Below are 14,484 nucleotides of genomic sequence, written 5' to 3'. Positions count from 1 at the left end.
TGAACTCTCTCCAGGATACTCCGGCACATGTCATCATACACCTTTTTAAATTATAACCTAATTATCCACAGGCTACAAAGCGCTCCTGTAAAAAATTTAAAAAAAGACCGGTTAACCGGTCTTGATCACTGCAGGATATACAATTTAACCTTGCGCCGCCCCCATTGCCGGGCTTCCTTTTCCGTGTCGACAAAGACATCGATCTTGTTGCCTTTAATGGCACTGCCCACATCTTCCGCCACACCGGGACCGTAGCCTTCCACGTAGAGCCTGGAGCCTAATGGGATCACCTTAGGATCCACGGCGATGGTACCTCTTTGCGGCCAGGTGCCCGCCTTGGTGCGCTGGCCCGTGTGGGAATAAGCGGTCGCCTCGACGATCTTCGCCTCGCGGAAACGGTATTCCACACCTCCCCGGGAAATGACCTGCAGATCACCAATGAGGACTTTTTCATCCACAGGTGCTTTCACCATGGTTTTGCTGACCAACTCTTTATTGATTTCTTCCCCGTTCGCATACGTAATGCGGTAGATGCTTTGCATCACACCCTTTTGCCCTTTTTGGACCACCTTAGTTTGGCCCCGCTCCAAAGTAGGATCTTTCTCCCGCACTACATGATAGGGAATCTCTTCCTCTACCAGGATTTCTTCCGTGGTAATCCTGGTGACAATAACCTCGGTACCGGGTTGGACTTGCTCTTCCAGGCCGGGTGTCACCTGATCTTCCGGCCGGAGATCGACTTTAGCCTTGCGGAGCACCTCCCGGACCGGGACAGGTATGGTGTTTACTTCTAAAACCTGATTATCCACCCGCACCGTGACAGGAAAGGCCCGGGTAATGACGATTTCCAACCCCTTCTTCAGTGTTGTATCCAAAGAGGGTTCCACCCGGTCGTCAGCACCGAGGGTTACGCCTTCATCGGCCAGCAATTGACCGACGGTTTGGGCGAAAGTTGTCACTGTTTTGCTCTTGCCGTTATCAACCAACTGCACTTCTTTCCTAGCCCAAGCATAGCCGGTAATGGCAAAACTGACTACCAGGAGAATGGCAGCCATCCAAAGGAAGTTCTTCCATCGAAGGCTACAATCACCCTCCTGGGATCCTTTGCTTATCCCGCTTTCCATGCTGTACCTCCCATTTCCGCCGCTTATCGCGGTCGTTCTTTTGCAGTTGGTCAGCATGACTCTTAATTCGCCGCCCGGCACAGAATCCCTTTGGGATATTTTGTTATTTTTTGTCAGTTATTCTAACACATATACCTGCACCAGGCGCCTGCCCCACTGGAAGCATTCTTCCTTGGTATCCAAGAATATGTCAATCCGGTCGCCCTTGATGGCGCCGCCCGTGTCCTGGGCCTCACAGTAGCCGTAGCCTTCCACATAAAGCTTACTGCCCAGGGGAATGACCTTCGGGTCTACCGCTACGATGCCCCGGTAAGGATAAATACCCGTCGCGGTGGGGTTACCCGTATGGGTATAAGCCGTGGCCTCCATGGTCATGACTTTTTTTACTTTTCCGGGCAGGTGCCGGGCTGCCGTTACCGGTGTCCCGCCAATACCGTAGGCCACCACCATGGTCTTGGGCTCCGCCAGGATACGGCTGCTCACCACTTCCCGGGAGATTTCCCTGCCGTCAGCTTTGACGACTTTAATCTTGTTCACCAGGAGTCCCTTTTGCCCGGGCTGGAGCACGCGCCGCTGCCCGGCCGCCAGCTGGTTGCTGGGCTGCCGGAAAGTATCATAAGGCACTTCCACCCTTTCTTCAATAAATTCTTCGGTAATCCTGGTCACCTTAATATATTTGGAACCGTCATCCCGGTAGCCCACATCAACCCAGTCCCCCGTACCCAGCCGCACTCCTGCCCTCTGCAGCACCTTATGAGGTTCCGGCTTGGCGACCTTCACGGTCCAGGTCTTCCCGTCGGCCATGACGGTCACGTCTTCCGCTCTGGTGACCTCAATGGTCATCCCAGGCTGCAAGGGACGATCCGGGCTGGGTGTCACCAGGTCATATGGTTCATAGGCAATATTTGCCTGGCGCAGGGCCCCGTTCACGGTAAAGGCCAGGGTGGTAATCCTTTTCCTTTCTTCCCCGTCGATGATATCAACGGTTTTCAGGGAACCGGCCAAACCGCTCAGCACGGCGGCCATCACCAGCACCAGCAGCACCCATGTTGAGCACAGGCTGAGCAACCGGACAGCCTTTTTTCGCTTTATGAAAGCGGACACTTGTTAACACCTCTTTTTTCAGAAAATTCATTTGAGATTATGCCAAAATATTCCGTTTTTTATACCTATGCCCGGCTTTTCCACCCCAGACCAGGTAAACTAATGGAAAAAAGTGTTAACAAGTACCCCTTCTTAGCATTTTGAGGAGCGGGAATGCATAGACTAAACCGGGTTTAAACGTTTCTATGCTGGGAATAATAGGCAGTAAAGGGGGAAGGAAAACATGAAGCTGAACACGGCGGAATTGTATATCAGGCAGGGAAGGGCTCTGCAGAAACTCCTGCAGAAAACCAATATCCATGGGGGACACAAGGAAAAAATTGCGGATATCGAGCGCAAGATTCAAAAAGCCCGGCAGCTGTACCATTAGCCGCCGGGCTCACTTTTTTAGGGCTTTCTATGCAAAATACCCCTTGTTGCCGGGCACATTAGTCGCAAGTAAAATGGACGGGTGACATTCTTCCCGGCTCCATACCTGGTCAATGCTCCTCAGGACCCCCGTGGGACCGGGAATTTCCCGTGGGAAACCGCTCCCCGGGTTCGTGGAGAGAAACCGGAGGGGTCCTTTTTCCCTTTCCCGGGGCCACGAGCACTGTTCCCCGTCCGGGAAAGGCCGGCAGAAGCCGGAACAGGTTCATTATGTTAGATCTTAAACAGCTTAAAAATGTAATACAGGATGCCGGAGCAAATCAATGGGCCCACCGGTACTCCTTTGAAGAAGGCCACGCCGAGAATGGTACCGAAGACCACCCCGGTAATGAGCTGGGGTTCTATGGTTAATAAATCGACGCCCTTACCACCCAAGAATGCCACCAGCACCCCGACACCGACGGCCAGCACCGTGCGCACGTTGGTTAGGGTGGATATAACCTGCTGGCTGTCGATTTTCCCGGCAGCCAGGGGCGCCAATATCGCCGCGGTCAAAATGACGATACCGATTTCCAAACCCCGGGCTTCGAGGAAGGGTAACACAACCTGCCCCAGGCCGGCCAGGTTAATCACCAGCACCAAAGCGGCGGCCAAGGCTACCGTATGGTTGTGACCCAGTACTGCTACAGCCAGTACAGCCAGAATGATCAAATTGGCAAACTGCAATTGCATGCTGCTTGTCACCTGCTGCTTTCTTAATCTATCCTACCACTACCGTTCATCACTTGGCAAATACTATTATCATCATATCGCCCCGGCCCGCAGGTGGTGCTGCACCGGCGCCCTGATCCAAACAAAAGAGAGCATTTCCACTTCAAAGGAATGCTCTCCTTTCTTCGCCGGCTAAGCATCTATTTTATAGACTCCGGAAATCGGTACTCCCTTCAGTGTATCCGCCACCGGGCAATGCTTTTCAAAGTAGTCGTACAGCTGCTGTACCTTCTCCCGGGGGGCATCGGTTTTAAGGTGAATGGTGAAACGAACATGGGAAACACCTACCCGGGCGGCGGGATTCTTGCCCAGGAACCCGTCGGGATCCAGGTCTCCTTCCAACTCCACCCGGCAATCCTGAATCTTCACATCGAATTTGGGTGCGAAGGTCAAGAGGCTGATGGTCACACAACCGCCCAGGGCGGATAACAGCAGCTCCACCGGGTTCATGCCGGTGTTAGTTCCTCCCAGGGCTTCCGGCTCATCCATTTTCACCTGTAACCCCCTGGCCTCAGCCGTGCAGGCCACACCCTGTTTATCCCAGTTGACCGTGGCTTTGAATACTTCTTTCGCCACCTACACCAACTCCTTTGCAAGGCTTTTGCTGCTCTTAGTGTGCCTCACGGCCCAACATCCATGCATCGGGTTCCGCAGGAAATAACTGCGGTGACGGCCGGCCGATGTAAAAACCCTGGGCATAATCGATGCCTAACTCCTGAACAAATTGGTACACCTGGGCATCCTCCACGAACTCGGCCACGGTGGTAATGCCCAGTTCCCTGGCCAAGGTGACAATACTCATTACGATAGCCCGGTCCATGCCGGCGTCAGCGCTCAAGTTGCGGATAAACTCTCCTTCGATCTTTACAAAGTCAATGGGCAGCCTCTTGATATACTGGAAAGAGGAAAAACCGGAACCGAAATCATCGATGGCGAACTTAAATCCTTCCCGCTTGAGTTCATTCACAAAGCGGCTGAGCATCGTCATGTTCTTGACGGTGTCCCGCTCCGTAATTTCAAAAACTATTTTATGGGGATCGATGCCGTATTTGTGAACCAAACCTCTAATCCCCAGCAGGAAATCACTGACAATCAAAGCTTTCGGAGACAAGTTAAAGAACAAGTATCCCTTGTAATTCTGCTGGCGAGCCCGGGCCAGGGCTTTATCAATCAGCAGGAAGTCTAATTTGCTGATGATGCCCATGCTTTCCGCCGTTTCGATGAAATCCCCGGCCGTCATGATATGGCCCGGCAAGTCGATGCGCATCAACACTTCATTGGCTTCCACTTGTCCCGTGGCAATATGTTTGATCGGCTGGAAGTGCGGGTTTACCTTGTTTTCTTCCAACGCCTGGAGAATTAAAGTATGTTTGTCTTCAATAGTCTTGAAAATGCTGAGCACGTCTTCGTGGCTGGGCAGGCCGATTTGATCTTTTCCTAAAGCTTTAGCTTTGTACATCATGTTGTCGGCAATCAAGAACAAATCCTTCGCCTTCTGGGCATGGTCGGGGAAAACGGCAATACCGATGGATGCCGTAGCCTTGGCCTTGTGCCCGGTTTCCAGGGGCAGGGAGAATTCCTGCAGCACGCTGTTAATCCGCTGGGCCACAAGAAATGCCTGTTCCTGGTCCGCATAGGGCAGGATGATGGCGTATTCGTCACCCCCGTATCTGGCCAGGATATCGTCTTTGCGCAAGCATTCCCTAATCCGGTGGGAAGCTTCCTGGAGGAATTTATCCCCGGCCAAATGACCGTGAATATCGTTCACCAGTTTGAAATCATCCAGGTCCACCACCATGACCGCAAATCTATAACCACGGCGGGTGGCACGGCCAATCTCGTATTCCAGCAGCTCCCAAAAAACCCTTTGGGTATACAGGTTGGTCAGGGGATCCCTGGTGGCAAAGTACTCCAGCTCCTTGGTATACTTGTAAACGGCTTTCACCGAACCAATGACGTTGAGGAGGGTCGTCAGCACACCCTCAATGACCAGCATTCTGGTACTGCCCGGTTCCAGCCTGGAACTGACGCCGATCCCCACAATTCCCCCGATTTGCGGCGTATCCAAGAACAAGGATTTGGTTTGAAAACGGAAGCTTTCTTCATCCAGCTCGTCCAACTGCTCCTGTTCCTGCGCCACATTGTGATAAATATGCACCCCGGCGGGCGGTTGGGAGTTAAAGACCTCGGAATTCTTAATCTGGCTCCTAATTACATCCTCTACCAGCCCCCTGGTCTCTGGCGACGGGGTGGACAGCCAGAATATTTCCAGGATAAAATCCTCCGTATCTACTTTAAACAGGGAAAAGATGACCGGCACATCGACAATCTGGTTGATCTCCGTGATCAACTTATTTACATGTTCCTTCCAATCCTTGACCACTTCCGAGGTGATAATGAACTTTTCCAAAAGCCTTACTTCAAACTCCAAAATGTCTTTATCCACGGCAATGTTCCTGAGCTTAGCCGCCAACGCTCTCAGTTCTTCATAGACCACGTTGATTTCATCAAAAGCTAAATCAATGTTATTTATTTCCAATATCCTTAAATCATCGGTCCGGTTGACCTTTTGAATTCTCGCCTGCAATTCTTTAAGTGAATGATCAATTTTCCCGGTGAGGAAACGAGAAATGACTACAGCACCTAGGATGGGAAACGGGAACAGGAAAAGCAAGTAGAGAATCGTATCCCGCCGGACCACTTCCAGCACCGGCCTCAGGTCTTCCGTCACCACCAGGAGCCCGACGATGTCACCCGGGTCTTGATCGCCATGACAGCGGACACAGCCCTCAGCAGCAACTTGCGGGTAGATAAAACTCACTTGCTCTCTTTCAATCAGTTCCACGCCATCCCGGCGCAACTGTTCTTTGGGCACCGCGGGGTGAAAAGCGTCGTTGTCAATGTCTTCCTTAGAGTAATAGGTGACCGTAACATGCTGTTCCTGATAGGCCGCACTGCTTGCTAAAAGGAAGGTTCTTAATTCCTCCCGGCGCCAGCCTTGCTCCATCAACTGGAGCAGGGCATTCGCCGTAATTCCCGCAGTCTCTTTCACCCGTTCCGAAGCTTGCTTAGTGGCATACCATTGGAAGCCGACGGATACCCCGAGATAAACCAGTACCAGCATTATCACCGTGCCGACGACGGCGCCGTAAATCAAAAAGCCCCGCAGGTTTCTAGTCTTTTGTCTGATGATTCCGGTCAGCTTGTCCATTAACATAGCCAAACCCCTAAAACAGCAATCATTACTATCACCATAATAACATAAAGGCTGAATTCTTAGAATAAAAAAATAACGATTTTGTCCAACATGTAACGAGGGCATCTTCCGGGTCCGGAAAATGCCCTCTCAAGGCTTCCTCATTCTTAACTGAGCACGTTAACATTGGCGGCCTGCGGCCCCCGGGTGCCCTGCACGATGTCGAACTCCACCTTCTGTCCCTCGTGCAGTGTCTTAAATCCTTCCCCTTGGATGGCGGAATAATGCACAAAAACGTCGCCACCCTCGCTTTGAATAAAACCATAACCCTTATCCGCGTCAAACCATTTTACAATGCCTTCCAATTCGATGACCCCCATCAAAAGATATTAGCTTGTGTTCCTAGCGTGTCCATTTGGAGCTAAACCATGCTAGGGGATCGCAGGGGAAGGAGGCAAATTATAAAAAGTATCTTGCCGTATTTTGACAAAAACTATTAAACGGTAATCGGCTCCGGATACTCTACCCCATAGGTTTCCACCGTGACTCTTTTCATCCGCTGTTCTTCAAGGGGTTTATCCTGCCAGTCCCTTGGCACCGCTACAATCCGGTCCACTTCCTCCAGGCCGGCAATCACCTTCCCAAAAGCTGCATATTGGCCGTCCAAATGCGGCGCATTCTCTACCATTATGAAAAACTGGGAACCGGCAGAATCGGGGTTCATGGTTCTGGCCATGGAAATAACCCCGCGTTCGTGTTTTAAATGGTTCTTAAAACCGTTAGCGGTAAACTCCCCTTTAATGGCATATCCGGGACCGCCCATGCCGGTACCGGTCGGATCGCCGCCCTGAATGACAAAGCCGGGAATCACCCGGTGAAAAATCACGCCGTCATAAAATCCTTTTTTGACCAGGGAAATGAAATTATGGACCGTGTTAGGAGCCACCTCGGGATACAGCTCTACTTTGATCTCATTCCCGTTTTCCATTTCAATGGTTACGACCGGATTGTGACGCAAATTGATCATCCTTTCTCTTCTATATAGGATAGGTCTATTATATCAAGAAATCTTCTCCCTACGACACACCGTTTCAATGCCGGTACAGCGGTCTTACTAAAGAAGTGTACCTTGTTGGTGGAAAAGGAATGTTTTCCCATGCTGCAGGAATTTGTAGGAATTTATGGAATTATGATAAAACAGACCAAAAATAAAAGGAAACATCGATTACGGGTGGTACAAAGTACTCATTGCCCATAATCTAGTTTCCTACCTATATCATTTATTACTATTACATTTTCTAGTTAATATTATACCTTTTGGTTATCCATTAGCAAACATTAATACTGGAGGTTTTCTATGAAAATCTCGATTAAAGTGCTAAATAAAAAGGGCCTAAACAGTAAAGGTCAACAATTCTTTGTTTTTCGCTGGCTGGAATTAGTTCACAAATTTACGATTGATTCACACCGTTTTCGAGCCATGAACTCTAAATCAATATTACAAGAATTATGCGAAGCAATAGACTATGTTGAAAAGGACAAATGGGACTCAAGAAATATAAAGTTGATTTGCGAAGAGGCGGCAAAACTCATCAAGACTGACAGAGTCCTGCCAAGCTATCCATTTTATAGTGTCTTAACGGACGTTATCAACGCTATCCAAAACTCTGCACAATACAATTTACAATCTTTTATTTCCGGTATCCTAAAGAGTTTAGAAACCAGCTATCTTGATAAGCTCATAACTGGGCTTAAAACCGCAATTGCTAGCAATGACCTCGATAATATAGACTGGTACACCGCAACATTAGTCACAGAGCTGATTAATTCTGGTTATGCCAGAGCATTTCTTCAGAAAGCCGTCAGAGACACAATCATCGAACCGCAGGAAAAACCATTTGAAGAAAAGTTTAAGAATTTTGTTCAAACGGTTAGGCCACGGAAATCGACATATACGATTTACTTAAAACTCCATACTGATAATATAGACTTTCCTCCGGAGCTAAATCTAAGAATTATCAATCAAGTAGATTTTCCAACAACTGACTTATATGTTAAACAGTATATAAATTCAGGTAGGTTATTTTTTCAGTCCGACATTGAAGCTCTCGATCCCTACTCAGCCGCCATAGCTGGAAATGCAAGATTTGGCACTGTCCTAGACCTAATCCGGTTTGTTGTGCAAAAGCCCATCAGGATTGATGTTGATAAACAATGTCTAGTCATGTACGACAATCAAGGTAGACTATACCAGACTAATCCTACTCTGGGTGGCTACCTGGCAGACAACATAATGAAATTACCCATATACGAAAACCAGCTCTTAAGGGTATTAAATTCGCCCCATGTTAGCCATTCTTCCAAAGACAAGCTAAAAGGGGCGCTACGGTACTTTAGACTTGGATTGGAAGGAGCAACTATTGAACATCAGTTCTTGAATTTTTGGATAGCTCTGGAGCATGTTGTCAAGACAGGAAAGAAGCAAGCCAAAATCATTGATACTGTTATCTCATTTATCCCTAAAACTCTCGCTCTGAATTACATTCGAAAAATAACCCTTGATACAGTTGATTTAATTACCAAAAGATCTTTTGTCACGATTCCCGCGCAGCTAGTACCCCACATTAACCGCAATAGCCTGCACAAATTTATTGAATTGATCAGAGATGAGGGTTTGTTTAGGCAACTTGTTGAAGCTCCTAATGTAAACCCGTTGATAGAATATCGCCTTGAGAAGTTGCGCCTCATGCTGGCCAATTCTGCGTCAATCCGTCAGGCTATTGGAAAAAACCGCTGGGATATCGAACATCATTTGGCAAGAATGTATCGGTATAGAAATAAAATAGTTCATCAAGCGGCTCACGATCTTAACATAGCTGGAATAACGACAAATCTGTTAAGTTATGTTAATGAAGTATTGATCAAACTGCTGCATGAACTCAATTCTGACTACGGTTTTAGCGAGATCCAAGATGTATTTATGAAATACACAGTAGTCTACGACAAGTTCATGGACGCATTGAGCAAAGACACAGACAATGAAATGGATCTAAAAATTCTCATAGAGCCTACTCAATTTGTCTGGCCACCTTCACAAAAGCTGCAGAGCAAAACGATTAGACCTTGACTATAAATTTTGAGCCCCTCCGGCGTCACCACTGGAGGGGCTTGCCTACATTTAATGCTCCGTCACCCGGGTCCGGAAGGGCTTGCCTTCCCGGATGAGGGTGGTCAAGATACCGGCCCTGCTGGTATCTCCCACCAGGACGCAGCCTTTCAGAATGTCGTTTTTGAAAACCAATCGCCGGTAAACAGGATAGCCTGAGGTGCCGGGCTTCCACTGCTCCTTGACCTGCCAGTTTGCCTCTTTTTGCTCCCCACCGGCCGGCGGGCGGACCACCCCGGCGGCCATCACGGACAAACCGAAAAAGTCTACGGAGTTTAAACCCATGGAACCCAGGTACCGTTCCCCGGCGCCGGCCATGTTGGCACCGGCTATCCGGCCCTGGTGGGTGGCATTGGGCCAGGTGGCGTTGACGGTGCGCCGCTCAAGCACCCGATCCCAGGTTTCCGCCACATCCCCGGCGGCATACACATGGGGCACGGTCGTCGCCAGCCTGTCATCCACCCGGATACCCCGGCCCACGGTGATGGTTGAACCCGCCAGGTAATCCACATTGGGACTAACCCCTTTACCGATAATCACCAGCTGGGCCGGTATTTCCCGGCCGTCAGTCAGAGTCACTCCCTCCACATGCCGTTCCCCGTTGATACTTGCCACGTCCGTTTCCAGCATGATTTGCATGCCATGGCGGGCCAGGTGCCGCGCCACAATGCCGGCGGACACTTCGTCCAGCATCTGGGACAGCACCCGGTTGGAGGAGACCACCACCGTCACCCGCAATCCTCGTTTTAACAGAGCGTAAGCTGATTTGAGGGAAACCAGTCCTCCCCCAATCACGACGGCTTCCCGGCAGTTGGGAATGAGGTCATTAATGCCCTTGGCATCGGACATGTGCCGCAGGGTGAATACTTCCGGCAAATCGGCCCCGGGGACCGCCAGCCGGTTGGCGGACGCCCCCGTGGCCAAAAGCAGCTTATCATAAGACCATTCCCGGCCGTCCTCCATCACCACCACTTGTTCGTCAGGTCTCACTGCCGTAACCTTGGCCCCGTAGGCAATCTCCAAGCCGAGCCTGGCGGCGAAACTATCCGGCCTGAGGAACAGTTTCACTAAAGGGATATCCCCCGCTAAGTAATATGTGGTCAAACAACGGGAGTAATAAGGTTCCTGATCCGCTGTGAGGACGGTGATTTTTCCCTTGGGGTCCCGCCGGCGAATTTCCTCCACGGCGAACAGCCCGGCGGCACTGCTGCCTACCACCACGTATCTCATGAGGGAACGCCCCCTAGACAGGAAGACCTAGTTTGGCTCGCTTGGCGCGGATATCGGCGATTAAACCGGCCGCCGCTTTCACCGGGTCAGCTTCCACGTAGAACTTACCGCCGACCACTTCCGCCAGTCCACTGGTCAACATTTCCGCCACCTGCTTGCTGCCCAATACCGGCGGCACTAAACCCAAATGCACGGTAATACCCATGGCCACGGCCCACACGCCGATGCTTAAAGCTTTCTCATGCTGGGGTTCCGGCGCACTGGCGGCTACCGGCAGGGCAGCCGTATCTACTTTCAGGTACTTGGCCAGGGCGGTCACCAGATCGCCGATGCGGGAATTGTCCACGCAGCTCCCCATGTGCAGCACCGGCGGCAGGGGCCCGCCGAGACCCGCGGCTTCGCCCACGGCGGTGAGGACTGCTTTGAGGCCGGCGCCGGCATACTTTTCCGCGGCCTCCCCATTCAGGAAACCTCCTTTGGCCAGGGCATGGGCGGAACAGCCGGTGGCTACTACCAGCACATTATTTTTCAATAGTTCTTTAACCAGTTCGAGATGAATGAAATCATGAGTCACCTTCACGTTGTTGCAGCCCACGGTGGCCACGGCCCCCAGGATATTCCCGTTGGCAATGTTATCCACCAGGGGTTTCAAGGGATCTTCCCCATTGACTTTCGCAAGAGCCTCCAGGATGGCTTCCAGGCTGAATCCCGCCACTACCTTGGACTTGCAGTCCGGGATCTGAACCTTGGCGGCATCCCGCTTGGCGAAATTGGCGATGGCCTTCCGCACGATGGCCTGGGCCGCCTCGTCGGCCTTATCCAGGGTGAAGGACACGTAGGTGGCTCCCGGTATTTTCACGATGGGGGACGTGGTAACCAGTTCCGTATGATAGCAAGCGGCCACCGCAGCCAGAGACGGCATGATACACTGCACGTCCACCACGATAACATCCACGACACCGGTGGTAATAGCCAGTTCCTGGGCCAGGAAATTAGTGGCCACAGGGATACCCTGGCGCATTAATACCTCATTGCCTGTACAGCAAATGCCCGCCACTTGAATGCCTTGACTGCCGGCGGCTTTGGCTTCTTCCTCCAAAGCCCTGGCCCAGTACACGATCTTTTCCGAGAGGAGGGGTACGTGACCGTGCACGATGATGTTGACCTTGTCCTGCCGCAGCACGCCTAGATTGGCTTCCGTGACCACCGGCATGGGGGTCCCGAAGAGAATATCCTGAATATCCGTTCCCAGTTTCAGCCCGGCATAGCCGTCCACCAGCCCTTGTTTCGCCGTGGCCAGGAGCAGGTTCACCGGGTCCGCATCCATACCCATGGTAGTCTGGTGCATTGCTTCCCGTATTTCCCGGTCCGGGTTACGGGGTACAATCCCCAGCTTCTCCCAAAGGGCCAGTCGCTCCGGCGGCACATTGCCCACCAGCCACTGCATGGGTTTCCCGGTATGGTTGCCAAAATCCCGGTAGGCGGTTTCCACCACTGCCAAAGCCAGTTCCTGCTTGCTCTTGCCCTCCGTCTCCAGCCCTAAAGCCTGGGCCACGGACCGGAGCTTTTTCTCATCGGCAATCTCATAATTGATCTTGCCCTCCGCGGCCATCTCCAGGGCTTCTACGGCCTCGTAGGCGTGGTCCACGTGGGCAGCCGCTCCCGCCGCCACCTGGCGGAGCAAGTTCCTGGCGATAATCACCTCGGCATTGGCGCCGCAGATCCCGGCCCTGGGGCCTTCCCCGAAAGGATCGATGCGGCAGGGTCCCTGCAAGCAGTGACGGCAGCACAGTCCCAAACTGCCAAAGCCGCACTGGGGTTGTTGAGCCTCGTAACGGTCCCACACCGTTTCTACTTGGTCCTTCCCTGCTTTCTGCAGCAGTACCTCCGCAGCGGGATCAATGGTTCGCACCATGGTCATGGTTACACAACCCCCTTGGCAATTTGAGTGAGGTAGGATTTTCTTTCACTGCGCGTAAACTGGGAAACAGGCACAAACTGAAGTGCTTTCGTGGGACAGGCTTCGACACATGCGGGTTGATAGTTGCGGTCACGGCAGCGATCACACTTGGCCGCCCGGTGATCTGCTCCCTGAGCAATGACGCCGAAGGGACAAACCATTACACACATCCAGCAGCCAACACAGCGGGTTCGATCCATTTGCACCAGGCCGGTGGCTTCATCCAGATACATGGCTCCGGCCATGCAAGCATGGACACAAGGCCTGTCTGCGCACTGGCGGCATTGCAGGGGGAAGTTGTAGACCCCGTCGCCTTCCACAAAGACCCGCTTTTGGGGCCTGGGACTTTCCCAGATGGCCCGGTACAGGTCCTGGCTTTCGGAATGGGCTACTGCACAGGCCAGTTCGCAGCTTTTACACCCCAGGCAGTTTTCCGCCCGCACCAGTATCTCCTTCACCGCTACCCCTCCCTACCTCAAAAAATTCTATTTTTGTATAATTATTATAAAACAAAGTTATCTTAATTAACAAGACAATTCTTTCCCGGGCTGCAGGCACTCAGCCCGCCGGGCCGGGGCGAATCCGGCGGGACAGCGGGGGATCCCCTTTTCCCCCTTAACACCGGCGGCTTGGATCACAAACTGCCGGCGAGCCTGCATGGGAAAAACTATTAACCCGGAGAGGGAACCTTTTCCTGCCTTTTACGTCAATAGATACGAAACAAGCCAAGACACTCCGGAGGTTGTTATTTGGCTTTCTCTTACACAAGATTATAATTAAGGAGTGTTACCATGCAAAAAAAGAGCCTCATGATGATGGCCTTATTCATCGGCCTTGCCTTGGTGTTCACCGGCTGCGCCGGCGGAGTGACGGGTTTCCTGCCCTCTTCCGGGGAGGGCCTCTTGCCCGGCGATGTGGTCTCCGTTGAACTAACCAATTTAAACGGTGAACCGGTGCGGGAACTGGGCCCGGCTGAAGTGGAAGCAATTGTCGCCGCCCTCAACCAGGCGAAGGAAGACGAGTCACCGTACATCATGATGATCGCCGGTTACACCATGACTATCACACTGACGGAGGGCGAAATCCGCCTGACCAGTTACGGGTCGGAAACCAATGTAGTGGCGACTTTCGTCACCGGAGAAAACACCACTACGAAACACCTGGTATGCCCCCAGATCGCCCAAATCCTGACGGAAGACCTGGGCAAATAACTTGATTTGTCACCGCTTCCCCTCCCCTGGCGGCTCCCGCTGCCAGGGGAGCCGTTTGTTATCCTCCTTTTCCTGCCAGGAGCCGGTGGCAAAGGGCCACCGCTTCCACCGCGTTGGGGGCCCACCCGTCGGCGCCGATCTTTTTGGCCAGTTCGGCAGAAGTCTCCGAACCGCCTATGATGACTTTAAACCGGCGGCGCAGCCCCATATCCCGCAGGTAATCCAGCACTTCCTTGAGATAGGGAATGGTGGAAGTAAGAAAAGCGGACAGCCCGATGATATCGGCCCGGACCTCCAGGGCCTTGTTGATAAAATTCATGGAAGGCACGTTGATGCCCAGGTTATACACTTTG

14 protein-coding genes are annotated in these 14,484 nt (G+C 51.8%); 3 read left to right on the top strand and 11 right to left on the bottom strand.

The window, feature by feature from the left end; all coding sequences use genetic code 11:
• Positions 1 to 125 precede the first annotated feature (125 nt).
• Positions 126 to 1,055 (bottom strand): DUF348 domain-containing protein, encoded by a 930-nt coding sequence (locus GXX34_02430; GenBank protein HHW06385.1) that lies wholly within the window; start codon positions 1,053 to 1,055, stop codon positions 126 to 128.
• A gap of 186 nt (positions 1,056 to 1,241) precedes the next feature.
• Complete coding sequence (locus tag GXX34_02425) at positions 1,242 to 2,228, bottom strand: DUF348 domain-containing protein (GenBank protein HHW06384.1); 987 nt, start codon at positions 2,226 to 2,228, stop codon at positions 1,242 to 1,244.
• A gap of 223 nt (positions 2,229 to 2,451) precedes the next feature.
• On the opposite strand from GXX34_02425, the gene GXX34_02420 reads away from it, so the two are divergent.
• On the top strand, positions 2,452 to 2,598 hold the full coding sequence (locus tag GXX34_02420; GenBank protein ID HHW06383.1) for a hypothetical protein: 147 nt from the start codon (positions 2,452 to 2,454) through the stop codon (positions 2,596 to 2,598).
• A gap of 272 nt (positions 2,599 to 2,870) precedes the next feature.
• Here GXX34_02420 and GXX34_02415 read toward each other — a convergent pair whose 3' ends face one another.
• From GXX34_02415 to GXX34_02395, 5 genes are all read right to left on the bottom strand, one after another.
• Positions 2,871 to 3,329 carry a DUF441 domain-containing protein gene (locus GXX34_02415; GenBank protein ID HHW06382.1) on the bottom strand — a complete coding sequence of 153 codons (459 nt, stop codon included), beginning with the start codon at positions 3,327 to 3,329 and terminating at the stop codon, positions 2,871 to 2,873.
• Positions 3,330 to 3,500: 171 nt separating this feature from the next.
• Entirely contained in the window at positions 3,501 to 3,857 is a 357-nt protein-coding gene (locus GXX34_02410) for an OsmC family protein (GenBank protein HHW06381.1), read from the bottom strand.
• Between the two features lie 121 nt (positions 3,858 to 3,978).
• Positions 3,979 to 6,579 carry a bifunctional diguanylate cyclase/phosphodiesterase gene (locus tag GXX34_02405; GenBank protein ID HHW06380.1) on the bottom strand — a complete coding sequence of 867 codons (2,601 nt, stop codon included), beginning with the start codon at positions 6,577 to 6,579 and terminating at the stop codon, positions 3,979 to 3,981.
• Positions 6,580 to 6,731: 152 nt separating this feature from the next.
• Positions 6,732 to 6,929 carry a cold-shock protein gene (locus GXX34_02400; protein HHW06379.1) on the bottom strand — a complete coding sequence of 66 codons (198 nt, stop codon included), beginning with the start codon at positions 6,927 to 6,929 and terminating at the stop codon, positions 6,732 to 6,734.
• 131 nt (positions 6,930 to 7,060) lie between these two features.
• Positions 7,061 to 7,591 (bottom strand): peptidylprolyl isomerase, encoded by a 531-nt coding sequence (locus GXX34_02395; protein HHW06378.1) that lies wholly within the window; start codon positions 7,589 to 7,591, stop codon positions 7,061 to 7,063.
• A 330-nt stretch (positions 7,592 to 7,921) separates the two neighbouring features.
• Here GXX34_02395 and GXX34_02390 point away from each other — a divergent pair, with 330 nt between their 5' ends.
• Positions 7,922 to 9,691: a hypothetical protein gene (locus GXX34_02390; protein HHW06377.1), complete on the top strand. Its 1,770-nt coding sequence runs from the start codon at positions 7,922 to 7,924 to the stop codon at positions 9,689 to 9,691.
• 51 nt (positions 9,692 to 9,742) lie between these two features.
• Here GXX34_02390 and GXX34_02385 read toward each other — a convergent pair whose 3' ends face one another.
• From GXX34_02385 to GXX34_02375, 3 genes are read right to left on the bottom strand one after another with little or no spacing between them, the layout of a single operon-like run.
• Positions 9,743 to 10,960, bottom strand: a complete 1,218-nt coding sequence (locus GXX34_02385; protein ID HHW06376.1) for an NAD(P)/FAD-dependent oxidoreductase — start codon at positions 10,958 to 10,960, stop codon at positions 9,743 to 9,745.
• Positions 10,961 to 10,973: 13 nt separating this feature from the next.
• Positions 10,974 to 12,881: an anaerobic carbon-monoxide dehydrogenase catalytic subunit gene (gene cooS, locus GXX34_02380; protein HHW06375.1), complete on the bottom strand. Its 1,908-nt coding sequence runs from the start codon at positions 12,879 to 12,881 to the stop codon at positions 10,974 to 10,976.
• Between the two features lie 2 nt (positions 12,882 to 12,883).
• Positions 12,884 to 13,378 (bottom strand): 4Fe-4S dicluster domain-containing protein, encoded by a 495-nt coding sequence (locus GXX34_02375; protein HHW06374.1) that lies wholly within the window; start codon positions 13,376 to 13,378, stop codon positions 12,884 to 12,886.
• 333 nt (positions 13,379 to 13,711) lie between these two features.
• Here GXX34_02375 and GXX34_02370 point away from each other — a divergent pair, with 333 nt between their 5' ends.
• A complete protein-coding gene (locus GXX34_02370; GenBank protein ID HHW06373.1) occupies positions 13,712 to 14,131 on the top strand; it encodes a hypothetical protein in 420 nt (139 codons plus the stop codon).
• Positions 14,132 to 14,189: 58 nt separating this feature from the next.
• Here GXX34_02370 and GXX34_02365 read toward each other — a convergent pair.
• Positions 14,190 to 14,484, bottom strand: a 295-nt coding sequence (locus GXX34_02365; GenBank protein HHW06372.1) for a hypothetical protein, incomplete at its 5' end; no start/stop codon positions are given.

It is taken from the genome of Clostridia bacterium (assembly GCA_012840125.1).
Classification (GTDB): domain Bacteria; phylum Bacillota; class DULZ01; order DULZ01; family DULZ01; genus DULZ01.
This window is presented reverse-complemented; position numbering and strand designations above follow the sequence as displayed.

Coding starts and splice junctions, on each gene's coding strand:
- GXX34_02420 (HHW06383.1), top strand. CDS start 2,452: ATGAAGCTGAACACGGCGGAATTGTATATCAGGCAGGGAAGGGCTCTG.
- GXX34_02370 (HHW06373.1), top strand. CDS start 13,712: ATGCAAAAAAAGAGCCTCATGATGATGGCCTTATTCATCGGCCTTGCC.
- GXX34_02415 (HHW06382.1), bottom strand. CDS start 3,329: ATGCAATTGCAGTTTGCCAATTTGATCATTCTGGCTGTACTGGCTGTA.
- cooS (HHW06375.1), bottom strand. CDS start 12,881: ATGACCATGGTGCGAACCATTGATCCCGCTGCGGAGGTACTGCTGCAG.
- GXX34_02390 (HHW06377.1), top strand. CDS start 7,922: ATGAAAATCTCGATTAAAGTGCTAAATAAAAAGGGCCTAAACAGTAAA.
- GXX34_02405 (HHW06380.1), bottom strand. CDS start 6,579: ATGGACAAGCTGACCGGAATCATCAGACAAAAGACTAGAAACCTGCGG.
- GXX34_02395 (HHW06378.1), bottom strand. CDS start 7,591: ATGATCAATTTGCGTCACAATCCGGTCGTAACCATTGAAATGGAAAAC.
- GXX34_02410 (HHW06381.1), bottom strand. CDS start 3,857: ATGGATGAGCCGGAAGCCCTGGGAGGAACTAACACCGGCATGAACCCG.
- GXX34_02385 (HHW06376.1), bottom strand. CDS start 10,960: ATGAGATACGTGGTGGTAGGCAGCAGTGCCGCCGGGCTGTTCGCCGTG.
- GXX34_02430 (HHW06385.1), bottom strand. CDS start 1,055: ATGGCTGCCATTCTCCTGGTAGTCAGTTTTGCCATTACCGGCTATGCT.